This window comes from Clostridium intestinale (assembly GCF_035905475.1).
GTDB lineage: Bacteria > Bacillota > Clostridia > Clostridiales > Clostridiaceae > Clostridium_T > Clostridium_T intestinale.
On the sequence record NZ_CP121166.1, the window covers coordinates 840,321 to 865,030 of the forward strand.

Genomic DNA, 24,710 nt, shown 5'->3' on the forward strand with positions numbered 1-24,710 from the left:
AAGCTCAATTGAGCTTTTATTTTTTGTCTTCTATAAATATAGGAGAGGTCAGAGCTATTTTTCCACCATCTTGATAAATTTTAATTACGTACCATTTTAGTGCCTCATCAAAGGGGATTTTTATTAGGTATTTGACTTTATTCAAATTAACTTTATCAAGGGTTTTAATTACGTTGCCTCCATTTGAAAGTATTTCAATTTTATTTACGGTATATTTAGTATCATAAGCGTAAATAAAAAATTCTAATTCTTTTATCTTGTCTAGTGATATAATTTCTCCCATAAAGTGATTATTTATAGAAAAATAAGTTTTTAGCGTTTTAGATTCAGTAGAATACGTTCGTCTATTTCTAAAGGCATCCATAATAGTTTTTCTACTGAAATCGTTACATACAACACATGTAAGGTTTTCTGAGTCACCAAAATTCATTCTATGATTATCTTGACCATTTATAGCACCTAGTCTCCAGCCGTCATCTAAAAGTTTATAATAGTATTTAAAGTGGCGTATATATTTATGAGGAGGAGAGCCATTAGCCACTTCTATAGAGGTAATGAAGTGATTTAATATAGGATTATAGTTTAGTTTGCTTATGGGACTATGAGGGTGATTTATAAATATTAACCCATCAGGTTGATTTAGCATCCATAAAAAAACACTTCGCATGTCATTAATAACTCCTGTAAAATAATTAGATACATTAACAATGTTAAGGTCACCCCAAGGATTACTCCTGCTCTCAAACCCCAGTATTGCTAAAGGATACTTATTTTTTTTATTATATTTAGTTAAGGATTCTTTTAAATAGTGCCACTTAGTTTTTTTTGAACCTTCTTTTTTTAGAGGTTCCTTAAGAGATGAGTTATGGTCTGTTAATATAATAAAGTCTATAGATTTTTTTGCTGCATACTCAAGTGCTTCAAGAGGACTTCCCCTCCCTGTTGAAATTTCAGTATGGCAATGGGGAATACCGTAGTAAAATTTTAATTTAGAATCTATCAAAGCATTAGCGTTATAGCTAAAAATATTTTCTTTACTACCCATTGGAGTCCTTCTTTCAAAAAGTATTTATATATTATATAATAATATGATGGATAGTAATTTTATGCTAAAAGGAGGAAATTATGATTAAAGAGTTTTTAGATAAAAAGCCAATGATTCATGAGGGGACCTTTATTGCTGAGAATTCCACAATAGTAGGAGATGTTGAGATAGGTAAAGACTCTTCTATATGGTTTGGTGCTGTTATAAGAGGAGATGAAAATAGTATAAAAATTGGTGAAGGTAGTAATGTTCAGGATAATTCAATTATTCATGTGGATGAACATAAGGTGACTATAGGTAACTTTGTTACAGTGGGCCATGGAGCTATATTACATGGATGCGATATAGAAGATGAGGTTCTAATTGGAATGGGAGCAACTGTTTTAAGCGGAGCTAAAATTGGTAAAAATACTATTATAGGAGCAGGCGCTTTAGTGAAAGAAAATGCTAACATACCAGAAGGTGTTTTATGTGTTGGTATTCCAGCTAAGGTTGTAAGAATACTAAATCAAGAAGAAAGAAATGGACTTAAAGAGCATAGCATAGAGTACATTAAGCTATCAAAAAAATATAAGTAAATGAACATTTGGAGGAAAAATGATTAAACTAGGTGAATATAATGAACTTGAAGTTGTTAAAGTAAGAGATTTTGGAGTTTTTGTTACAGATGGTGAACAAGAAATATTAATTCCAAAGGGAAGTTTAACAGGCAGAACACTAGAAGTTGAACAAAAGATAGAAGTTTTTATATATAGAGATTCAGAAGATAGAATAATAGGAACATTAAAAAAGCCTTTAGCTACTGTTTTTAATTTAGCATATCTTAAGGTTGTAGATGAATCTAATATAGGTTCTTTTGCAGATATAGGAATAGGCAAAGATGTGTTAATCCCTTTAAAAGAACAACTATACAAATTAAATGTTAATGATAAATATTTATTATATATGTATATTGATAAAACAGGAAGATTAGCAGCGACTACAGATATAGAAGACTATTTAGATATAGCAGAAGGATATGCGTTAGATCAAGAAGTTAAAGGCATAGTATATGAAATTAATGAAAATGGAACACTTAAAGTTGCAGTTGAAAGCAAATACAAAGGTTTAATTCTTAAAAATGAGTATTTTGAGTATATAGCCATAGGTTCAGAAGTAAGTGTTAGGATTAGAAGAATATATGAAGATGGAACTTTAGGACTTACTCCTAGAAAGAGAAAACTAGATGAAAGAGAAGTTCTTACAGAAAAGATATTAAAGTACTTAAATGATAATAATGGATTTATGCCTTTTAATGATAAATCATCTCCTGAGGACATAAGAAGAGTATTTAATGCTAGTAAAAATTATTTTAAAATGTCTTTAGGTGGTCTTATGAAGGAAGGCGTAATAGAACAAAAAGAAGATGGTACTTACTTAAAGTAAAATTAAAGCTCAGTTTAACTGAGCTTTTTTGCATTTATAAGAGGAAAATACAAATACTAATTGAAGAAGGGAGGCTCTTAAATGAAGAAAAAACATATACCTTTAATTTTTATAATATCATTATTAGTATTTTTAACATGTAGATTTTCTTTTATAAATATTAAAGTAAATGCAAAGGAAAACAAACCAGAAGTACATTTTATAGATGTGGGGCAAAGTGACTGTGCATTAATAAAAAATGGAGATGAGAATTATCTTATAGATAGTGGAGATAAAACTGAAAGTAGTAAGGTGATTAAATATTTAAAAGATCAAGGAATTGAGAAGCTTGATTTTATTATATTAACTCATTACCATGGAGATCATTATGGGGGACTTTATGATATAACTAAAAATATTAAAACCGATATTGTATATGTTCCTAAGTTTTACGTAGTTGAAGAGGAGAGAGTTAAGGCAATTAAATCTTTAATAGATACTAATACTTCTTTTGGAATTATAGAAAAAGGATGGACCTATGAAAAAGACGGCTTAAGCTTAAAGGTATTATTACCATCAAAACCTCATAAGTCTTTAGAAAATAATAATTCCTTAGTTATAAGAGGAGATATAAATAAAAATAGTTTTTTATTTATGGCTGATTGTGAGTTTGATGAAGAAAAGGAATTATTAGACATGAAGGAAATAGAAAATATAGATGTTCTTAAACTTGGGCATCATGGACTTGATACTTCTTCTTCAGAAGAGTTTTTAAAGCTAGTAAGTCCTAAATATACAGTTATAAATTGTGATGGAAAAGAAAGTCCTGATAAAGTTGTAATTGATAGATTAAAAACTCTAGAAACTAAAATATTAAGAACAGATATAAATGGAAACATAGTATTTACTCAAAAATAATAGAAAAAATAAGCTGTGCACAATAATTAACAAGGTGCACAGCTTATTTTTATCTTTTTCTGAAAAGTATTTTTATTAATTCATTTAATATAAAAGGAATTAAGGATAATAATATAACAAATCCCCAATCTCTTGAAGTTAAGGTAAACACTTTAAATATTTCAGCAATAGGAGGAATAGAGATTATCACTAATTGAAGTAATATACCTAAACATATGGCACCTAAAAGATACTTATTTGTAAGCGGACCTATTTCAAATAAAGTCTTTTTAGGGTTTCTAACACTTAGAGCATAAAATAATTGTGAAACTGCAAGAACAACAAATGCCATAGTTTGCGCATGCATTAATGAATCAGGATATAAATATTCTCCAACTCTAAATGCAACAAGAGTAAGTGCACCCATAATTGCACCATTAATAGCTAAAAGAACTCCAAACCTACCTGAAAATAAGCTCTCTTTAGGGTTTCTAGGCGGATCATTCATAACACCTTTATCTCCAGGGTCAACACCTAAAGAAAGTGCAGGAAAACTATCGGTTATAAGATTAACCCATAATATGTGTATAGGCAGAAGTGGTGTATCCCAATTAAGTAGTATAGCAACAAATAAAGTTACAATTTCACCAAAATTACAGCTTAAAAGAAAAATAATAGATTTTCTTATATTGTTATATATATTTCTACCTTCTTCTACAGCTGAAACGATTGTAGTAAAGTTGTCGTCTGTAAGAATCATGTCTGCAGCTCCTTTAGCTACATCTGTGCCTGTTATTCCCATAGCAACACCTATATCAGCTGTTTTTAGTGATGGAGCATCATTAACACCATCACCAGTCATAGAAACTATATTTCCATGAGATTTAAAGGCTTTAACTATCTTAACTTTATGTTCTGGTGAAACTCTTGCAAATACTTTATAATCTTTTATGTTTTCGTTGAAAGTCTCTTCTGTAAATTTATCAATTTCATCTCCTGAAATAGTTGCATCTATATTTTCAGCTATTCCAAGTTCTTTGGCTATTGCAAAGGCTGTGTTTCTATAATCACCTGTTATCATAATAGGAGTGATGCCTGCACTTTTACAGAGTTTAATAGAATCTCTAACCTCAAGTCTAGGAGGGTCAATCATTCCCATCATACCAACGTATATAAGATTTGTTTCTAAAGAATCTATAGATACATTAGAAGAATCAATTTCCTTATAAGCACAAGCGAGTACTCTTAAAGCTTCATCTGACATTTCATCTGCTGCATGCAAAATGGATTTTCTAACTTCATCATTTAAATCAACTATCTCTTCGCCAAGTAAAGCCTTATTTGATATTTTTAATATGCTATCTATAGCACCTTTGGTAAATACTTTTAAGCCACCTTCATGTTTATTAACTGTTGTCATAAGCTTTCTATCAGAGTCAAAGGGAATCTCATCGACTCTTTGAAATTGTTCATTCAAGCCTTCTTTAAATAAGTTATATTTAACACCTGCTTCTAATAAAGCTATTTCTGTAGGATCACCTGTTTTAGATTTTTCTGTATATGTAGCATCATTACATAAAATCATTCCGTGGATTAAAAGTTTGTTTGAAGGTTTTTCTAATTCTATATTATCAATATTTAATAAAGAGTTATCTGCATAAAACTTAGTTACTGTCATTTTGTTTTGAGTTAAGGTACCAGTTTTATCCGAACATATTATATTTACTGAACCTAGAGTTTCAACAGCAGGTAATTTTCTAATAATAGCATTTTCTTTAATCATTCTTTGTACGCCCATTGCTAATACTATAGCAACAATAGCTGGAAGACCTTCTGGTATAGCGGCAACAGCAAGGCTTATTGCAGTTAAAAACATTTCAAGCATATCTCTGCCTTGGAATAAAGCTATCACAAAAATTAAACCACATATAAAAATTGCAGCAAAACCTAAAGTTTTACCTAATTGAGCAAGTCTTTTTTGAAGAGGTGTAGTGTCTTCTTCAGCCTCATCTATCATTTTAGCAATTTTACCTATTTGAGTGTCCATAGAAGTTCCAACAACAACACCAATTCCTCTACCATAGGTTGCAAGAGTGGACATAAAAGCCATGTTGTGTTGATCCCCGATAGTAACATTATCTTTTTCGATAGTTATCATGGCATCTTTATCTGCGGGAACAGATTCTCCGGTAAAAGCAGCTTCATCAATCTTTAAATTAGCACTTTCAATAAGTCTTAAATCCGCAGGAATGAATCTACCAGCATCTATTACAACTATATCTCCTAGCACCACTTCTTCAGATGGGATTTCTTTTAGTTCACCACCTCTTTTAACAATAGCTTTAGGTGTTGACAGTTCTTTTAATGCTTCTAAAGCCTTTTCTGCCTTAGACTCTTGAACAACTCCTATAATTGCATTAATAAATATAACTATAAGAATTATAATAGAATCACTTATTTCTCCAACCATAGCTGAAATTATTGCAGCACCAAACAAAATATATATCATAACATCTGCAAGTTGAGAAATAAAAAGCTGTAATAAAGTTTTTTTCTTTTTAGTTGAAAGTCTGTTTGGTCCATACTCTGATAATCTTTTTTTTGCTTCTTCATCGCTTAAACCAGTGGAAATATTCGAATTTAATTCTTTTAAAACTGTCTCAGAGGTTTTTGAAAACCACATATATAAATTACCACCTTTCTTTAATTTATAAAATAGTATATATTTATAGAATATATATAATAGACTAAAAAAATACGTTGTTATATTGTTGAATATTATGAAAAAAATGCTTTTAGCTATTCTAAATATATATATTTAAATTAATTTAACTTTAGATTATAATTGTTTTAGAGGTGAGTAGTAGGTGGAGATTAAAAGAGTCGGAAAAAATACTAGAATAGATACTGAGAGAAAAATTTCGAGTTCTAGAAAAGATTTTTCTCAAAGCTTTAATCAAGCAAGAGATAGAAGATCAGGTGAAGAACTTAAAAGGATGATAGATGATATCAAAAAAAGAGGAAATAGATTAGTTTTAACAAAGACCTATGCTGACGTAGCTGCTTATAAAAGAATGATTAAAGATTATCTTGAATCTATTTTAAAATACATGTATGACCTAAAAAAAGATGTTAGCTTTTGGCAGACACAATATTTCTTAACTGTAGATACCATAGATGGAAAGCTTGAAGAGTTAACTAATATGCTTTTAAGTGAAGAGAGAGAAAATTTAAATATTGCGTCTACTATAGATGAAATTCAAGGTTTAATAGTAGACATTTATAGATAAAGGGTTTTTAAATTGAAAGAGACGGCTAAACTTATTAGTCCGTCTCTTTATGCTTATATTAACTTTATTAAAACCAACTGTTTGGAGAAGCGTCAGATGGCATTCTCCAATCTCCTCTAGGTGATAATGATATTGTACCAACCTTTGGCCCATCAGGAAGTGCACTCCTTTTAAATTGTTGAGAGAAAAATCTCCATAAAAATTTATCTAACCATTTTTTTATTACTTCTTCAGAATAATCATTTTTAAAGGCATTTTTAGCTAAGAACATAATCCTTTCAGGAGAGGAACCATGTCTTATAAAATGATATAAGAAGAAATCATGAAGTTCATAAGGCCCAACTATATCTTCTGTTTTTTGAGCAATCTCACCATTTTCATCTTTAGGAAGAAGCTCTGGAGAAACTGGAGTATCTAAGATATCAAGTAAGGTCTCATTAACTTCTTTAGATGATTCAAAATCAGCTACGTATTTCACTAAATACCTAACTAAAGTTTTTGGTATTGAGGTATTAACGGAATACATACTCATATGGTCTCCATTATAAGTACACCATCCAAGAGCAAGCTCTGAAAGATCTCCTGTTCCAACAAGTATCCCGCCTTCTTTATTAGCTAAGTCCATTAATATCTGAGTTCTTTCTCTTGCTTGAACATTTTCATAAGTAACATCATGTATGTTTTTATCATGACCAATATCTTCAAAATGTTTTAGGCAAGCTTCAACAATATTTATTTCTCTTAAATCGCAACCAAGTTCTTTGCACAAAGTTAAGGCATTATTATAAGTTCTATCAGTTGTTCCAAAACCAGGCATAGTAATAGTTAAGATATTTTTTCTATCTAAACCTAATAAATCAAAGGTTTTTACTATTACAAGTAAGGCTAGAGTGGAGTCTAGTCCTCCAGATATACCTATTACAGCTTTTTTAGATTTTGTATGTTCTAATCTTTTTGCTAAAGCTGAAGATTGAATATTAAATATTTCTCTACAGCGAATTTCTCTTTCTTTTTCTGCAGAAGGAACAAAAGGATGTTTAGATATAAATCTATCAAAGTTTTTTATTGAAGTATCTTTAAAGGAAATAGGTATTAATTTTGGCTCATTAGTTAATATTTTTGATGAATCCCTAAAACTTATATTTTTACTTCTTTCCGAATTAAGTTTAAATATATCTATAAATCCATATAATACTTCATTTTCTCTTTGAAACCTTTCATTTTCATTTATGGTTCCTCCATTTTCACTAATTAATAAGTGACCGGAGAAGAGTAAATCTGTAGTAGATTCATGAACTCCTGCTGAAGCATAAATATAAGCTCCCATACAGCGAGCACTTTGATTTTCTACAAGTAGTTTTCTATAAGTACTTTTAGATACTAGTTCATTTGAGGCAGAAAGATTACAAATTATATTTGCGCCCATAAGTGAAAGCTGAGAAGATGGAGGTATAGCTACCCATAGGTCTTCACAAATTTCGATTCCAACCTTAAGGTCTTTATAAGCAAATATTAGGTTGGTTCCAAAAGGGATATCTTGTTGGAAAAACAAATCAACCTTTTTATCTAAAAGATTTAAGCCTTCAGTAAACCATCTTTTTTCATAAAATTCAGTATAGTTAGGAATAAAGGATTTGGGAACTATGCCAAGTATCTTTCCTTCAAAAATTGCAAAAGCACAGTTATATAGGTTATAATTATATAAAAGAGGTGCTCCTACAATAATCAAGATATCTTTATCTTTAGAATCTGCACATATGGTATGCAAACCTTCATAAGCTTTTTCTATTAATATTTTCTGAGTAAATAAATCTCCACAAGTATAAGAGGTAATAGATAGTTCTGGAAAAACTAATAATTTAGTATTATTTTTATAGGCTTCATTTATTTGAATTATAATATTTTCAACATTATAATTTACGTCAGCTACCCTTAACTTAGGGCAAGCAGCTCCGACTTTTACAAAATCCATAACATCATCTCCAAAAATTATTATTTAAATTTAATATGCTGAAATTCTATCTTTTTATCCAAAGGACAAAGTTCCATTAAATTTATTATATAAATTTATAATAATTAGAAAATATAAGAAAATCAACAAAAAACATAGAAAGACTATGCTAAATTGCTTAATATAGTATAAAAAAACCTATAAAGAGTTTAAAAATAAGTTGTAAATAATCTGTAACTAGTGTATAGTATAGATATAAAGAAAAAAGGAGGTAATTAATTGAATACGGCGATTATAATCATTTGGATCATTATAGCTCTTACATTTCTTTTAGTAGATGTATTTACTTCATCTTTTCTATTTGTTTGGTTTGGAATTGGAGCACTTGTAGCATTGGCTTCATTGATATTAGGAGCACCGCTAGAGCTACAAATAGTAATTTTTCTAATTTCAAGTTTGATAGCTATAGCTATTGGATATCCTTGGGCTAGAAAAAAATTCAAAGTAAATATAAAACAAATTAAAACTAGAGAAGAAGAATTTATTGGAACTATCCATAAATCAGAAAAAGATATTATTGAAAAATCAAGCATAACACTTGATGGAGTTTTATGGAGAGTTATAAATAGAGGAGAAATAATAAATAAAGGAGATAGTTTTGAAATTATCGAATTAAAAGGAAATCAAATTATCATTGAAAAATTGAAAGGAGAACTTTAAATGGAAGGTTTAATTGGTTTAATTATTGTTATTGTTATTGCTGTAATAGTATTATCAATAATACTTAGTTCTGTAAAGGTAGTAAACACAGGTAATTTATATGTATTAGAGAGGTTTGGACAATTTTATAGAGTTTTAGAGCCAGGCTGGCACTTTACTATACCTTTTGTAGATTTTGTTAGAAGAAAAGTCTCTACAAAACAACAAATCTTAGATATTCAACCACAAGCAGTTATTACAAAGGATAATGTTAAAATATCCATAGATAATGTTATTTTCTATAAAGTGTTAAATGCAAAAGATGCTGTTTATAACATAGAAGATTTCAAATCAGGTATAATTTATTCAACTATAACTAATATGAGAAATATAGTAGGTAATATGTCTTTAGATGAAGTTTTATCAGGAAGAGATATAATTAATCAAGAACTATTAAAAGTTGTTGATGATATAACTGATGCTTATGGGATTAAAATCCTTTCAGTAGAAATTAAAAACATAATTCCTCCAGCAGAAATCCAACAAGCTATGGAAAAGCAAATGAGAGCTGAAAGAGATAAAAGAGCTGTTATACTTGAGGCAGAAGGTGCTAGACAATCATCAATAGCTAGAGCTGAAGGTGATAAGCAATCTAAGATATTGCAAGCTGAAGCTGAAAAAGAAGCTAACATAAGAAGAGCAGAAGGTTTAAAAGAATCACAACTTCTTGAGGCTGAAGGTAAAGCTAAAGCTATCGAAGCTGTTGCAGTAGCAGAAGCAGAAGCTATTAGAAAAATAAATGCATCTATAATAGAATCAGGTACTAATGAAACAGTTATAGCTCTAAAACAAGTTGAGGCATTAAAAGAAATGTCTAAAAACCCAGCAAACAAACTTATACTTCCAAATGAAACACTTTCATCTTTAGGAAGTATAGCTGCAATAGCTGAGATGTTAAAGAATAAAAACTAAAAAATGTGAATATAATAATAATACCTTTTGGAGGCTACGTAGGCCTTTGCCGTCAGATATATCTGGCGGTTTTTTTATTTATATTTACATTTAAATAAGTAATTAGTTAAATAGGCTAAAGATTAGGCAAAACAACAGGAAAAACACTTTATTATATAAGAGACTAGGTACAAGGGCCCAAGATGAGGCCCAAGATAGGGTGCAAGACGCACTTTGATGTGGTAGATGCTTTTTTCAGCGTCAATCTAATCCTTTATTGAAGAAGTTAAAATGAATTTAATGAAGCTTGAGAGGAAGAGCTCCTACAGGATAGAAGCTAAAAGGAATCTTATGGAGCTGAGAAACTCTCCTACAGGATAGAAGTGCACTGCTACTCGGTAGACGCTTCTTTCAGTGTCAGTCTAATCCTTCATTGATAAAGTTAAAAGGAATTTGATGGAGCTTGAGAGGAAGCTCCTACAGAATAGAAGTGCAGAAATGTAGAAGTTTAGAAAATCAGAACATCACAAACTCAGAAAATCACAAATTTATAAATTTAGAAATTTAGAACATCAGAAGTTGAGAAAAATATTTAAATGGAAATAGGAATTTAATAAAATTGAGTAAAAGCGCTTACAATACGAATTATAAATATAAAAAATAAATTTAAAATACGCTATAAGACGAAAGAAAAATGATTTTTGGCATATTTAGTTGACTTTTTTGAAACTCAATGGTAATCTTAGGTTGAAATAAGGTGGAAGTTAGCAGTACATGTGATATAAATTTCAATCCAATTTTACTTTGATTTTTTCAAAGTCTGTTGGATAATTTTCGTGCTTCATATTACTGTAAATAATACAATTGGGGGTTTATCATGTCAAAGATAAAAACTATATTTGTGGAAAAAAAATCTGGCTTTGAAGTTGAGGGAAAAGGCTTATACGAAGACTTTACTAGTAATCTATTGATTGAAGGAATAAAATCAGTAAGAGTTATAAACAAATACACAGTTGGTGATTTACAAGAAAAGTTTGAAGAAAAAGCTATAAACTCAATATTTTCCGAACCAATGGTAGATAAAGTTTCTTTAGAGAAAATTAACTTAAAAAGTGATGAATGGGGATTTTGTGTAGAATATCTTCCAGGTCAATATGATCAAAGAGCGGCATCTGCTGAAGAGTGTTATGAAATATTAACAGCAGGAGAGAAGATTAAAGTAAAGTCTGCAAAGGTAATTATTATTAAAGATGAACTATCAAAAGAAGATAAAGAAAAGATAAAATCTTATTACATAAATCCAGTTGATTCAAGAGAAGTTGAAATAAATTCAAGTGAGCTCTTCACAGTAAATTCAATTCCAGAAGATGTTAAAATCCTTGATGGATTTATAGAATTAACTAAAGAAGGAATTGAAGCATTTCATAAAGAACTTTCCCTAGCTATGACTCTAGAGGATCTTTTACTCATCCAAGAGTATTTTAAAGAAGAAAACAGAAATCCATATATTACAGAAATAAAGGTTATAGATACCTACTGGTCTGATCACTGTAGACATACTACATTTTTGACCACAATTAATAATATAGAAATTGAAGAGGGAACCTATAATAAAGCTTTAATAAATAGTTTTGAGGAATATAGAAAATCAAGAGAATATGTTTATGGAGATTCAGAAAGAGATATATGTTTAATGGACATAGCTGTCCTAGCAACTAAGGAGCTTAGAAAAAAAGGTTTATTGAAGGATTTAGATGAATCAGAAGAAATAAACGCTTGCTCAATTAAAGCTAAGGTTGAAACGGATAAGGGGATTTTTGATTATTTAATAATGTTTAAAAATGAAACACATAACCACCCAACGGAGATAGAACCATTTGGTGGTGCTGCAACATGCTTAGGTGGTGCTATAAGAGATCCACTTTCAGGCAGAAGTTATGTTTATCAAGCTATGAGAGTAACTGGATCTGGTGATCCTACTGAAAATATTAAAGACACTTTAAAGGGAAAACTTCCTCAAAGAACTATAACCTTAGGGGCAGCTCATGGATACAGTTCTTATGGTAACCAAATAGGTTTAGCTACAGGTCAAGTAGCTGAAATATACCATAACAACTATAAAGCTAAGAGAATGGAAATTGGTGCAGTTATAGCAGCTACTCCATTTGAAAATGTTAGAAGAGAAAGACCAAATCCAGGGGATATAGTAATACTATTAGGTGGAAGAACCGGAAGAGATGGAATAGGTGGAGCTACAGGTTCTTCTAAAGAACATACTGAAGAATCTATTGAGGTTTGTGGTGCAGAAGTTCAAAAGGGTAATGCCCCAACAGAAAGAAAACTTCAAAGACTATTTAGAAAAAAAGAGGTTGCAAGTTTAATTAAAAGATGTAACGACTTTGGAGCAGGTGGGGTTGCAGTTGCTATAGGAGAACTAAGCGAAGGTCTAGATATAAATTTAGATAGAGTTCCTAAAAAGTATGATGGTTTAGATGGAACAGAACTTGCAATATCAGAATCGCAAGAAAGAATGGCAGTAGTTGTTGAAAAAGAGGATGCTGAAACTTTTATAAGGTATGCTGAGGAAGAAAACATAGAAGCGACAATAGTTGCTGAAGTTACTGATAAAAAAAGAGTAAGAATGTTCTGGAGAGAGAATTTAATAGTAGATTTAAAAAGAGAATTTTTAGATACTAATGGGGCTAAAGCTTATACAGAGGTTAAGGTAGAGCTTCCAGAGGAGAAGGCTTCTGTATTTAATAAAGAGGTTAAAGGAAGTAAGAGAGAAAACTTCCTGAAGGTTTTGGAAAGCTTGAATGTGGCTTCACAAAAAGGATTAGTTGATAGATTTGATTCTACAATAGGAGCTAACACAGTTTTAATGCCTTTTGGAGGAGAAAGTCAATTAACTCCAGCAGAAGGAATGGCAGCTAAGGTTCCTACAGAGGATGGAACTTCTAAGGATGCTACACTTATGACTTTTGGATTTAATCCAGAGATTGGGGTATGGAGTCCATATCATATGGGATTTTATTCAGTAATAGAGTCGCTTACTAAGATGGTTTCTATGGGAGGAGATTATAAGAAAACTTATTTAACCTTCCAAGAGTATTTTGAAAGACTAGGAACTAAAAAGGAAAGATGGGGCAAACCTTTTGGAGCTTTACTTGGAGCATTTAAAGTACAAAAAGAATTAGGATTAGCTGCTATTGGGGGAAAAGATTCAATGTCAGGAAGTTTTGGGGACTTAGATGTACCTCCAACATTAGTATCTTTTGCGGTAGCTTTAGAAAAAGCAGACAATATAATTTCACCAGAATTTAAAAATACAAATTCTAAATTAGTTTTAATTAAAACCTCAAGAGATGATGAAGAGATGTTAAATCTTGAAGAGTTTAAAGCTAATATGGATAAAGTGGTTGAATTAATTAAAGCTAAAAAAGTTGTATCTTCCTTTAGCATTAAGTTTGGTGGTGTTTCAGAAGCTTTAGTAAAAATGGCTTTAGGAAACGGAATAGGGGCTAAGATTTCTAATCTTTCAGATGAAGAGTTATTTAATATAAGTCCAGCAAGCTTATTACTTGAAGTTAAGGAAGATGTAAATATAGAGGAAAGCTTTAAAGGAACTAACTTTAAGGTAATTGGGGAAACAATAGAAGAAAGAATTATAGATGTAGATGGAGAAAAACTTTCTTTAGATGAGTTAGTTAAGATATGGAAAGATAAGTTTGAAGGAGTATTTAAAAGTGAAACTTCTAAAGTTAATGAGGAAGTAAAAGCTGTTTCTTCTATAATTAAAGAGATAAAAACACCAGTTATAAAAATAGCTAAACCAAAAGTAGTTATACCTGTATTCCCAGGAAATAACTGTGAAGATGACTGTGAAAGAGCCTTTAATAAAGCTGGTGGAGAATCAAAACAAGTTTTATTTAGAAACTTAAATAAGGATATGCTTATTGATTCAATAAATACTTTAGAGAAAGAAATAAGAAACTCACAAATAATCATGATACCTGGTGGATTTTCAGCAGCTGATGAACCAGATGGTTCAGGGAAATTTATAGCTACAGTATTTAGAAATGAAAGAATTACAGATGCTGTTATGGATCTTTTAAATAATAGAGATGGATTGATTTTAGGAATATGCAATGGCTTCCAAGCTCTAGTTAAGTTAGGTTTACTTCCATATGGAGAAATAAGGGATATGCAAGATTATATGCCTACATTAACTTATAACAATATCGGAAGACATATGAACTCATTAGTAAAAACTAAAATTACTTCTAAAATATCACCATGGTTCTCAGAGGTAAAATTAGGAGATATTCATACAGTTCCAATATCTCATGGGGAAGGACGATTTGTAGCTTCAGAAGAAGTTTTAGAAGAATTAATTAAAAATGGTCAAATAGCTACTCAATATGTTGATAATGAAGGAAATGTATCTCTTAATATGCCATTCAATCCTAACGGAGCGGTAGTTGGAATAGAGGGAATAACCTCACCAAACGGAAGGATATTAGGTAAAATGGCTCATTCAGAAAGAATCGGAGAAAATTTATATAAAAATGTATGCGGAAACTTTGATCAAAAAATATTTGAAGGTGGAGTAAATTACTTTAAATAGTAGTGGAGGAGTAGAGTTATAATGGAAAAATTAGAAATGATGTATGAGGGAAAAGCAAAACAGATATTTTCTACAGAAAAAGAAGATGAAATCATAGTTTATTATAAGGATGATGCCACAGCTTTTAATGGGGAGAAAAAAGGAAGTATAGAAGATAAGGGTGCTTTAAATAATGAAATAACTTCATTGCTATTTGAGGTATTAAATGAAAAGGGAATTGAAACACATTTTATAAAAAAACTAAGTGAAAGAGAACAGCTTTGCAAAAAAGTTGAAATAGTACCACTTGAAGTAATAGTTAGAAATGTAGCGGCTGGAAGTATGGCTAAAAGATTAGGACTTGAAGAAGGAACTGAACTTAAAACCACAGTATTTGAAATCTGTTATAAGGATGATTCATTAGGAGATCCTCTTATAAATGATTATCACGCTGTAGCAATAGGGGCTGCAAGTTTTGAAGAATTAGATACAATATATGAAATTACAGATAAGATTAATGAAGTTTTAAAAGAAGTTTTCCTAAACCTTAATATAAAACTTATAGACTTTAAGTTAGAGTTTGGAAGATATAAGGGAGAAATAATCTTAGCAGATGAAATATCTCCAGATACTTGTAGGTTCTGGGATGCAACTACTAATGAAAAACTTGATAAAGATAGATTCAGAAGAGATCTTGGAAATGTTAAAGACGCCTATATAGAAATTCTAAACAGAATTAAAAATATTAAGTAAGAGAGAGGTTTAGTTATGCTAATTGATCCAAATGTTGACAAGTTCAAAGAAGAATGTGGTGTTTTTGGTGTTTACACAAATGGGGGAGTGGATGTAGCTAGACTTACTTATTATGGTCTATATGCTCTTCAACACAGAGGACAAGAAAGTGCTGGAATTGCGGTATCAAATGGAGAAGAGATTAAGCTTCATAAAGAGTTAGGATTATTAACAGAAGCTTTTACGGAAGAGGATATAAATAAATTAAAAGGTGATATTGCTATAGGTCATGTAAGATATTCAACTACAGGATCAACTAAGGTTGAAAATGCTCAGCCTTTACTTTCTAGTTATAAACTAGGTTCAATTGCTGTAGCGCACAATGGAAATCTTGTTAATGTAGATATGCTTAGAGGACTTCTTGAGGATGTTGGATATGTATTTCATACAACTATAGATACAGAAGTTGTTATAAGTCTTATAGCTAGAGGAGTAAATAAGGGAATAGAGGCAGCTGTTTATGATGCTATTGGAGCTATAAAGGGATCTTTTGCTATGGTTATTGAAACAAAGGATAAACTTATAGGTGTAAGAGATCCATATGGAATAAGACCTTTATGTTTAGGAAAAATAGATGAAGGTTATGTATTAACTTCAGAAAGTTGTGCCTTTGACACTATAGGAGCTGAATTTATACGAGATATTGATCCAGGTGAAATTGTAATTATAGATGAAAATGGGGTAAAGAGTATTAGTTATTCCGAAAAAACTGGAGGACATACATGTGCTTTTGAATACATTTATTTTGCAAGACCTGATTCAGTTATTGATGGAATAAACGTTCATCAATCAAGGGTTAGAGCTGGTGAACAGTTATTTAGAGAATCTCCAATAGATGCAGATGTAGTTATAGGAGTACCTGACTCTGGAATACCAGCAGCTGTTGGATATTCAAAGGCATCTGGAATACCTTTTGACATGGGGTTTGTTAAAAATAGATATGTAGGAAGAACTTTTATAACACCAAGTCAAGAACTTAGGGAAAGAGCAGTTTCAGTTAAACTTAACCCTCTAAAGTGTAATGTTGAAGGAAAAAGAGTTGTTCTTATAGATGATTCCATAGTTAGAGGAACTACTTCAAGACATTTAATAGAATCATTAAGAAAAGCCGGGGCTACAGAAGTACATTTTAGAGTGGCTTCGCCAGTTGTACAATTTCCATGCTATTTTGGAATAGATATTTCCTATAGAAAAGAACTTATTGGGGCAAATAAGACGACAGAAGAAATATGCGATTTCATAGGCTGTGACTCTTTAGCATATTTAAGCCTTGATGGACTTAAAGAATCTTTAGGCAATAACAGTATTAATGGATTTTGTTTAGGGTGTTTAAATGGTAAGTACCCAGTGAGTACACCGATTGAAATAGATAAAAATTATTTGGAAAGGTAGGATCAGCATGCTAACTTATAAGGATTCAGGAGTAAACATAGAAGAAGGTTACAAAAGTGTGGATTTAATAAAGAATTATGCTAAAAAGACGCTATCAGAATACGTGTTAAATGGACTTGGAAGTTTTGCAGGAATGGTTGAACTTCCAGAAGGTTATAAAAAACCAGTATTAGTTTCAGGAACAGATGGAGTGGGAACTAAGCTTGAGCTAGCATTTAAAAGCAAAAAGTATGACACTGTTGGAATAGACTGCGTTGCTATGTGTGTAAATGATATTCTTTGTCATGGCGCAAAACCTTTATTTTTCTTAGACTATATAGCTTGCGGAAAGTTAGATGCAAATGTAGCTAGTGAAATAGTAAAAGGGGTTTGTGATGGATGCCTTGAGTCTGATGCTTCTCTTATTGGAGGAGAAACAGCAGAAATGCCAGGCTTCTATAAAGAAGGAGAATATGATATAGCAGGTTTTGCAGTTGGAATAGTTGATAAGGACAAAATAATAAATGGAAGTAATATAAATGAAGGAGATGTTCTTATAGGGCTAGCATCTTCTGGAGTTCATTCAAATGGATTTTCATTAGTTAGAAAACTTTTCCCAGATATTTTTGAAAAATATAAGGGAGAAGAGATATGGAAAACACTTTTAACTCCTACAAAAATATATGTAAAACCCATATTAAGTTTATTAGATAAGTATGAGATCAAAGGAATGGCTCACATAACTGGTGGAGGATTTATAGAAAATGTTCCAAGAATGTTTACTAAAGAAAATCAAACAGCAGTTATAAAAAAGGATTCATATCCACTACCAGATATTTTTAACTTGTTAATAGAAAAGGGCGCACAAAAAGATAACATGTATAACACTTTCAACATGGGGATAGGCTTTATGCTTTGTGTAAATAAAGAAGATGCAAATAATGTTATTGAGGAATTAAATGCTTTAGGAGAAAAGGCGTACGAGATAGGATATGTTAAAGCAGGAGGTGAAGGAGTTTGCTTAGAATAGCAGTTTTAGTTTCAGGAGGGGGAAGCAATCTCCAAGCTATTATTGATGGGGTTAAAGATGGTAGCCTAGATTGTGAAATTAAATATGTTATTGCAGACTCTGAGAAGGCTTACGGTTTAGAAAGAGCTAGGCTTAATGGAATAGAGGCAATAAGCTTTGATAGAAAAGAATATAAAAGAGAAATTTCAAATAAGATTTTAGAACTTATAAAAAATAAAGTGGATTTAATTGTTCTTGCGGGATACCTTTCTATATTAGATGGAGAGATATTAAAGGAATTTAGAAATAGGATAATAAATATTCATCCTTCTCTTATTCCTTCCTTTTGTGGCGGAGGGATGTATGGAATAAAAGTTCATGAAGCTGCTATAAAAAAAGGGGTTAAATATTCAGGGTGTACAGTGCATTTTGTAAATGAAGAGGTAGATGGGGGCGAAATACTTCTTCAAAAGGTTGTGCCAGTGCTTGAGGAAGATACTCCAAAGGACCTTCAAGAGAGAATATTAATAGAAGAACATAGGATTTTGCCAGAAGCTATAAAACTTATTGCAGAAGGAAAAGTAAAAATAGAAAATGGCAGATGCTATTTAGTATAAGGAGGATAACAATGATTAAAAGAGCATTAATTAGTGTTTTTAATAAAGATGGTATTTTAGATTTCTCAAAATTTTTAGAAGCTAAAGATGTAGAAATTATTTCAACTGGAGGTACCTATAAATATTTAAAAGAAAATGGTGTTAATGTAGTTGAAATAAATGAAGTAACTGATTTTCCAGAGATGTTAGACGGAAGAGTAAAAACTCTTCATCCTAAGATTCATGGGGGAATACTTGCAATAAGAGATAATGAAGAACATATGAAAACCATAGCTGAACATGATATTAATACTATAGATATGGTTGTTGTTAACCTATATCCTTTTTTTGAAAAGGTAAAAGAAGATTTAGAATTTGATGAAAAAGTTGAGTTTATTGATATTGGTGGTCCTACAATGCTTAGAGCAGCAGCTAAAAACTTTAAGGATGTTACTGTTATAAGTGATGTAAAAGATTATGAAAAAGTAAAAGAAGAGCTTGAAACTTCTAACGAAGTATCTTTAAAAACTAAGAAGCTTTTAGCTGGTAAGGTATTTAATTTAATGAGTGCTTATGATGGAGCTATAGCTAACTTTTTATTAGACGAGGAATACCCAGAGTATCTTTCAATATCTTATAAGAAGCTTCAGGATTTAAGATATGGAGAAAATCCACATCAAAGTGCAGCTTACTATGGCTCAACTATGGTAGATGGAGCTATGAATGGTTTTGAAATCTTAAATGGTAAAGAGTTATCTTACAATAATATAAAGGATTTAGATATAGCTTGGAAGGTTACCTCAGAGTTTGAAGAAACTACTTGCTGTGCACTTAAACATAACACTCCTTGTGGAGTTGCTATAGGTGAAGATTCTTATGATGCATATATTAAGGCTTATGAATGTGATCCAACTTCAATCTTTGGTGGAATAGTAGCTTTAAATAAGAAGGTGGATAAAAAAACAGCTGAAGAGATGGTTAAGATATTCCTTGAAATAGTAGCAGCACCAGACTTTGATGAGGATGCTTTAGAGGTTTTAAGAACTAAAAAGAATCTTAGAGTAATTAAAATGAATAAGGCTCCTAAGGATAATAAGTTTATGGTAACTGTTGATGGAGGAATTTTAGTTCAAGAAGAGGACCAAAAATTAATCGATGAAATAAAGGTAGTTACTGAAAAACAACCATCTAAAGAGGAGTTAGAACAATTGATATTTGGTATGAAGGTCGTTAAATACGTTAAATCAAATGCAATTGTTGTAATAAATAACTATAAAGCAACAGGAATAGGTGGAGGACAAGTAAATAGGATTTGGCCTACTATTGATGCGTTAAAAAGAGGAGCTGGTGCAACAATATTAGCTTCAGATGCCTTCTTCCCATTTAGTGATATAGTTGAGGAAGCTTCAAAAGATGGTATTAAAGCGATAATTCAACCAGGTGGATCTATGAGAGATAAGGATTCTATAGACAAATGTAATGAGCTTGGCATAAGCATGGTGTTTACTGGAATAAGACATTTCAAACATTAATTTTTGGAGGGGCTTTATGAAATTATTATTAATAGGTGCAGGTGGAAGAGAACATGCAATAGCTTGGAAACTTGCTAAAAACGAAAAGGTAGAGAAGATATATGTAGCTCCAGGTAATGGCGGAACTGCTTTAGAAAATAAATGTGAAAACATAAATATTACAGATATAGATGAACTAGTTAGCTTTGCTAAAGAAAACGACATATATTTAACTGTAGTTGGACCAGAGGAACCACTTATAAATGGAATAGTAGATAAATTTAAAAAGGCTTCTCTTAAAATATTTGGACCAGAACAAAAGGCTGCTATGCTTGAAGGAAGCAAAAGCTTCTCTAAGGAGTTTATGGAGAAATATGGAGTTAAAACAGCAGGTTATAAAGAGTTTTATGACCATCTAAAAGCTTTAAAGTATTTAAACCAATCAGAATATCCTTTAGTAGTAAAAGCTGATGGACTTGCTGCAGGTAAAGGGGTAAGCATATGCTTTACTAAAAAAGAAGCTGAGGATGCCATATATAGCTTTATGGTTGATGATATATTTAATGGGGCAGGTAAAAAAATAATAATTGAGGATTTTCTAGAGGGGATAGAAGCTTCAATTATATCTATAGTAGATGGAAATACCATAGTTCCGTTTATCTCAGCAAAGGACCATAAGCAGATTTTTGACGGCGGAAAAGGACCTAACACTGGTGGTATGGGAGTTATTGCTCCAAATCCATTTGTAACTGAGGAAGTATTAAAAGATTTTAATGATAATATTCTAATACCTACTTTAACTGGAATCAAAGAAGAGAGATTTGATTATATAGGAATAATCTTTTTTGGGATAATGATAACTAAAAAGGGTGTAGAACTTCTAGAATATAATGTAAGAATGGGAGACCCTGAAACTCAAAGTCTTTTATCTTTAATGGAAAGTGACCTGCTAGAACTTATAGAGGCATCTTTAGAGGATAGGTTAGAAAGCTTTCCTATAGAGTGGAATAAGGGAACCTGTGTAAATGTGGTTTTAGCTTCAAAAGGTTATCCAGGAGACTATGAAAAAGGAAAAATTATAACTATAAATGAAGAAGTGAAAAACAATGTATTTGTAGCTGGTGGAAAAATTCAGGATGGAAGTTTAGTTACATCCGGAGGAAGAGTTTTATCAGTAGTAGGAATAGCAGAAACACCAGAACTTGCAAAAAAAGAAGCTTATAATAAAATTCAATCAGTTAAATTTGAGGGAATGTATTATAGAAATGATATTGGGGAAATATAGACATACATTTTAAGTTAAAAAGTGTTGCGTAATAATTTACACAGCACTTTTTTATTTTATAAAAGGATTAAAATAGGTGACAAAAAAGCATGGTAGTAAATTAATAAAAATATTAGAGATTTGTTGACAATGTATACAATTAACTAGAAAATTATAAGAGTTGTTTTATTAAATCCTTAAAAACTTTCACATATTTTGGTGCTTTAATTCATTGACTTCACCATATGATAATAGTATAAAGAATATGAGAGCACTATTCAAAAGGAGATGGGATTATGATTAAAGTAAAAGAATTTATAAAAAAGATTGTAAAGAATTTTAATTTTACTCATCAGGAATTAATGCCAAGAGATTTGAGAGATGTAATAAGAGATAGAAGATTTTAATATAGAACTAATAGTAGTTATTATTCTTGAGCCCTAAGGGGCTCATTTTTTTATATAATAATGATTAAATAATAAAAGTTAACAAATTTTCAATACTTGGTAAATTATTATCTTTTCAGTTGACAAAGTATTTTAACTATAGTATATTTTGATTATCAAAATAAGTGCTTTGATAGTCAAAGTATACATGGGGAATAAATAAGAAGACTTTCTTAATTAACAAAGGAGAGGGGTTAATGGATTATAAAGAGCGTGTGATAAACGAGCTTTTAGTACATATATTTAATGACATACTTATAATTGAACAGAAGACTTTAAGAACAGGTCCTTTAAATGATCTGTCAGTAACAGAGATACATACTATAGAAGCTATTGGAATGTATAAGCCTAGAAACATGTCAGAGGTAGCTGGAGACTTAAAAATAACTTTGGGTACACTTACTACAGCTATAAATAAGCTAATAAAAAAAGGGTATGTAGATAGACAGAGAATTGAAGAGGACAGAAGAGTAGTTCAAGTTCAATTAACTAAAAAAGGAAAACTTGCCTACAGGCTTCATGAAAAGTTTCATAGCGATATGATTAAAGATGTGGTTAAGGGTCTAGACCCAGCACATGAGGAAATTCTAATAGAATCTCTTAATCAGTTAGCTACATTTTTTAAGGAAAAAAATAATTTTTAATAAAAGGAGATCTTTATGTTATACAGTAAGATGCTTTCAATAGGGGGATACGCACCCTCTAATGTAGTTATAAATGAAGATTTAAGCAAGATAATGGATACATCAGATGAATGGATAATCAGTAGAACTGGAATTAAAGAAAGAAGGATTTCCGAAACAGAAGATTGTTCTGACTTAGCTTATAATGCAGCTAACATAGCACTAGAGAAGTCTGGTGTTAAAGCAGAGGAGTTAGACTTAATAATAGTAGCAACAGTATCACCTGATGCATTTTGTCCATCTGTAGCTTGTTTAGTTCAAGATAAACTTAAAGCTGTAAATGCAACTGCTTTTGATTTAAATGCTGCTTGTTCAGGATTTGTATATGGATTAATAACAGCAGATGCTTTAATAAAAACAGGTAATTATAAAAAGGCCTTAGTAATAGGATCAGAGGTTCTATCAAAGCTTGTTGATTGGGAAGATAGAACCACAGCAGTATTATTTGGAGATGGAGCTGGTGCTGCAATACTTTCTGCATCAGAAGAACAAGGCTTAGTTTCAGGAGTTACAAGTTCTAAAGGAGATAAGTGGATGCACTTAACCGCTGGAGCATTAGATGTAGCTTCACCATTTTCAAAGATTGAGGATAAAAAGAAAAAGACTTTATCAATGAATGGGAGAGAAGTATTCAAATTTGCAACAGGAGTTATGGTTGAAAACATCAATAATGTTCTTGAAAAATCAGGATTAACTTTAAATGATATTGATCACATAGTTCCACACCAAGCAAATGTTAGAATAATAGATTTTGTAGCTAAAAAATTAGAGCTTCCTTTAGAAAAGTTCTATATTAACTTAGACAGATATGGAAATACTTCATCAGCCTCTATACCATTAGCTTTAAATGAAATGGATAGCAAGGGATTACTTAAAAAAGGTCAAAAGATTATTTTAGTAGGTTTCGGCGCTGGCTTAACCTCTGGTGCTTTAATCATAAATTGGTAAAATACACTTAAATTTTAGGAGGATATTAAAATGGTATTTGAAAAAATAAAAACTATAATAGCTGAACAATTAGGAATCGAAGAAGAGAAAGTTACAATGGAAACAACTTTCGAAGATTTAGGAGCAGATTCATTAGATTTATTCCAAGTAATCATAGAATTAGAAGAAGAGTTTGGAATTCAACTAGAAAATGCTGAAAACATAAAAAGCGTAAGTGACGCAGTACAATATGTTAATGAGAAAATAGCATAAGAACAATTACCCTTAAAGTCAGATAGTTAATATCTGACTTATTCAATAGGAGGATAAGAATGAACAAAATAGCTTTTTTATTTGTAGGTCAAGGAGCACAATATTCAGGAATGGGAAAAGACATTGCTGAAAAATATCCTGTTTCTATGGAGGTTTTTGATAAAGCAAATGAACTTTTAGGTTTTGATATCAAGGAACTTTGTTTTAGTGGAAGTAAAGAAGAATTAAATAAAACAGAAAATACTCAACCTGCAATATTAACTACTACTTTAGCAACTTTAAAAGCACTTGAAGAAGAAGGTATAAAAGCAGAAGGTGCTGCAGGTTTAAGTTTAGGAGAATACTCTGCTTTAGTTTATAGTGGAAGTTTAAAATTAGAAGATGCTATACCACTTGTAAAAAAAAGAGGAAGATTTATGCAAGATGAAGTTCCAATAGGTATAGGTGGAATGTTAGCTGTACTAAATTTAAAAGAAGAAGTAATAAATGAAGTAATAGATAAAGTTAAACATAACGGAATTATAGAAGTAGCTAATTATAACTGTCCAGGACAGATAGTTTTATCTGGTGAAAAGAAGCCAATAGATGAAGCTGTAAATATTATTAAAGAACTTGGTGGAAGAGCTATGCCACTACCAGTATCTGCACCTTTTCACAGCTCAATGCTAAAGGGAGCTGGAGATAAATTATATGAAGAGTTAAAAAATATAGAGGTTAATGAAACTAAGGTAAAAACCTATAAGAATTTGACAGCAACACCTTATGAACAAGGTGAAAATATAAATGAAGTTTTAAGAAAACAGTTGATGAGTTCAGTTAGATGGGAAGAAACCATGAAGAATATGATAGCTGATGGTTTTAATATATTTATTGAGATTGGACCTGGTAAGACTCTAAGTTCATTCTTAAGAAAAATAGATAGAAATGTTAAAACATTTAATGTTGAAAATTTAGAGAGTCTTCAAAAAACTATTACAGGATTAAAGGAGATTTAA

20 protein-coding genes are annotated in these 24,710 nt (G+C 31.0%); 17 read left to right on the forward strand and 3 right to left on the reverse strand.

Translation table 11 applies throughout. The features are described from left to right. Positions 1 to 16: 16 nt before the first annotated feature. The gene (locus P8F83_RS04270; RefSeq protein WP_326513593.1) at positions 17 to 1,045 is read right to left on the reverse strand and encodes a CehA/McbA family metallohydrolase; all 1,029 of its coding nucleotides are present in this window, start codon (positions 1,043 to 1,045) and stop codon (positions 17 to 19) included. Positions 1,046 to 1,125: 80 nt separating this feature from the next. Between P8F83_RS04270 and P8F83_RS04275 the strand changes: the two genes are divergently transcribed. From P8F83_RS04275 to P8F83_RS04285, 3 genes are all read left to right on the forward strand, one after another. Next, a complete protein-coding gene (locus P8F83_RS04275; protein ID WP_021802336.1) occupies positions 1,126 to 1,623 on the forward strand; it encodes a gamma carbonic anhydrase family protein in 498 nt (165 codons plus the stop codon). A gap of 19 nt (positions 1,624 to 1,642) precedes the next feature. Next, positions 1,643 to 2,470 (forward strand): CvfB family protein, encoded by an 828-nt coding sequence (locus tag P8F83_RS04280; protein WP_326513594.1) that lies wholly within the window; start codon positions 1,643 to 1,645, stop codon positions 2,468 to 2,470. 81 nt (positions 2,471 to 2,551) lie between these two features. After that, the gene (locus tag P8F83_RS04285; RefSeq protein WP_326513595.1) at positions 2,552 to 3,367 is read left to right on the forward strand and encodes a ComEC/Rec2 family competence protein; all 816 of its coding nucleotides are present in this window, start codon (positions 2,552 to 2,554) and stop codon (positions 3,365 to 3,367) included. 49 nt (positions 3,368 to 3,416) lie between these two features. On the opposite strand, the gene P8F83_RS04290 is transcribed toward P8F83_RS04285, so the two are convergent. After that, positions 3,417 to 6,029 carry a cation-translocating P-type ATPase gene (locus P8F83_RS04290; RefSeq protein WP_326513596.1) on the reverse strand — a complete coding sequence of 871 codons (2,613 nt, stop codon included), beginning with the start codon at positions 6,027 to 6,029 and terminating at the stop codon, positions 3,417 to 3,419. 184 nt (positions 6,030 to 6,213) lie between these two features. On the opposite strand from P8F83_RS04290, the gene P8F83_RS04295 reads away from it, so the two are divergent. Further along, positions 6,214 to 6,636, forward strand: coding sequence for a YaaR family protein (locus P8F83_RS04295; protein ID WP_021802332.1), 423 nt, complete (start codon positions 6,214 to 6,216; stop codon positions 6,634 to 6,636). A 67-nt stretch (positions 6,637 to 6,703) separates the two neighbouring features. On the opposite strand, the gene P8F83_RS04300 is transcribed toward P8F83_RS04295, so the two are convergent. Next, a complete protein-coding gene (locus tag P8F83_RS04300) occupies positions 6,704 to 8,608 on the reverse strand; it encodes an NAD(+) synthase (protein WP_326513597.1) in 1,905 nt (634 codons plus the stop codon). A gap of 258 nt (positions 8,609 to 8,866) precedes the next feature. On the opposite strand from P8F83_RS04300, the gene P8F83_RS04305 reads away from it, so the two are divergent. From P8F83_RS04305 to fabD, 13 genes are all read left to right on the forward strand, one after another. After that, positions 8,867 to 9,307 carry an NfeD family protein gene (locus P8F83_RS04305; protein WP_083553347.1) on the forward strand — a complete coding sequence of 147 codons (441 nt, stop codon included), beginning with the start codon at positions 8,867 to 8,869 and terminating at the stop codon, positions 9,305 to 9,307. Further along, positions 9,308 to 10,258, forward strand: coding sequence for an SPFH domain-containing protein (locus tag P8F83_RS04310; RefSeq protein WP_326513598.1), 951 nt, complete (start codon positions 9,308 to 9,310; stop codon positions 10,256 to 10,258). Positions 10,259 to 11,114: 856 nt separating this feature from the next. Further along, positions 11,115 to 14,864, forward strand: coding sequence for a phosphoribosylformylglycinamidine synthase (locus tag P8F83_RS04315; RefSeq protein WP_326513599.1), 3,750 nt, complete (start codon positions 11,115 to 11,117; stop codon positions 14,862 to 14,864). Between the two features lie 21 nt (positions 14,865 to 14,885). Next, complete coding sequence (purC, locus tag P8F83_RS04320) at positions 14,886 to 15,596, forward strand: phosphoribosylaminoimidazolesuccinocarboxamide synthase (RefSeq protein ID WP_021802327.1); 711 nt, start codon at positions 14,886 to 14,888, stop codon at positions 15,594 to 15,596. Between the two features lie 15 nt (positions 15,597 to 15,611). After that, positions 15,612 to 17,027, forward strand: coding sequence for an amidophosphoribosyltransferase (gene purF, locus P8F83_RS04325; protein ID WP_326513600.1), 1,416 nt, complete (start codon positions 15,612 to 15,614; stop codon positions 17,025 to 17,027). A 7-nt stretch (positions 17,028 to 17,034) separates the two neighbouring features. Beyond that, positions 17,035 to 18,036, forward strand: a complete 1,002-nt coding sequence (purM, locus tag P8F83_RS04330) for a phosphoribosylformylglycinamidine cyclo-ligase (RefSeq protein WP_326513601.1) — start codon at positions 17,035 to 17,037, stop codon at positions 18,034 to 18,036. Then, complete coding sequence (purN, locus tag P8F83_RS04335; protein WP_326513602.1) at positions 18,024 to 18,632, forward strand: phosphoribosylglycinamide formyltransferase; 609 nt, start codon at positions 18,024 to 18,026, stop codon at positions 18,630 to 18,632. Before purM ends, purN begins: the two co-directional genes overlap by 13 nt. An 11-nt stretch (positions 18,633 to 18,643) precedes the next feature. Next, complete coding sequence (gene purH, locus P8F83_RS04340; RefSeq protein WP_326513603.1) at positions 18,644 to 20,143, forward strand: bifunctional phosphoribosylaminoimidazolecarboxamide formyltransferase/IMP cyclohydrolase; 1,500 nt, start codon at positions 18,644 to 18,646, stop codon at positions 20,141 to 20,143. Between the two features lie 16 nt (positions 20,144 to 20,159). After that, positions 20,160 to 21,407: a phosphoribosylamine--glycine ligase gene (gene purD, locus P8F83_RS04345; protein WP_326513604.1), complete on the forward strand. Its 1,248-nt coding sequence runs from the start codon at positions 20,160 to 20,162 to the stop codon at positions 21,405 to 21,407. Between the two features lie 622 nt (positions 21,408 to 22,029). Continuing rightward, the gene (locus tag P8F83_RS04350) at positions 22,030 to 22,476 is read left to right on the forward strand and encodes a MarR family winged helix-turn-helix transcriptional regulator (RefSeq protein ID WP_021802320.1); all 447 of its coding nucleotides are present in this window, start codon (positions 22,030 to 22,032) and stop codon (positions 22,474 to 22,476) included. A 15-nt stretch (positions 22,477 to 22,491) separates the two neighbouring features. Next, positions 22,492 to 23,463, forward strand: a complete 972-nt coding sequence (locus P8F83_RS04355; protein WP_326513605.1) for a beta-ketoacyl-ACP synthase III — start codon at positions 22,492 to 22,494, stop codon at positions 23,461 to 23,463. A 30-nt stretch (positions 23,464 to 23,493) separates the two neighbouring features. Further along, the gene (acpP, locus tag P8F83_RS04360; RefSeq protein WP_021802318.1) at positions 23,494 to 23,715 is read left to right on the forward strand and encodes an acyl carrier protein; all 222 of its coding nucleotides are present in this window, start codon (positions 23,494 to 23,496) and stop codon (positions 23,713 to 23,715) included. 59 nt (positions 23,716 to 23,774) lie between these two features. Further along, the gene (fabD, locus tag P8F83_RS04365; RefSeq protein WP_326513606.1) at positions 23,775 to 24,710 is read left to right on the forward strand and encodes an ACP S-malonyltransferase; all 936 of its coding nucleotides are present in this window, start codon (positions 23,775 to 23,777) and stop codon (positions 24,708 to 24,710) included.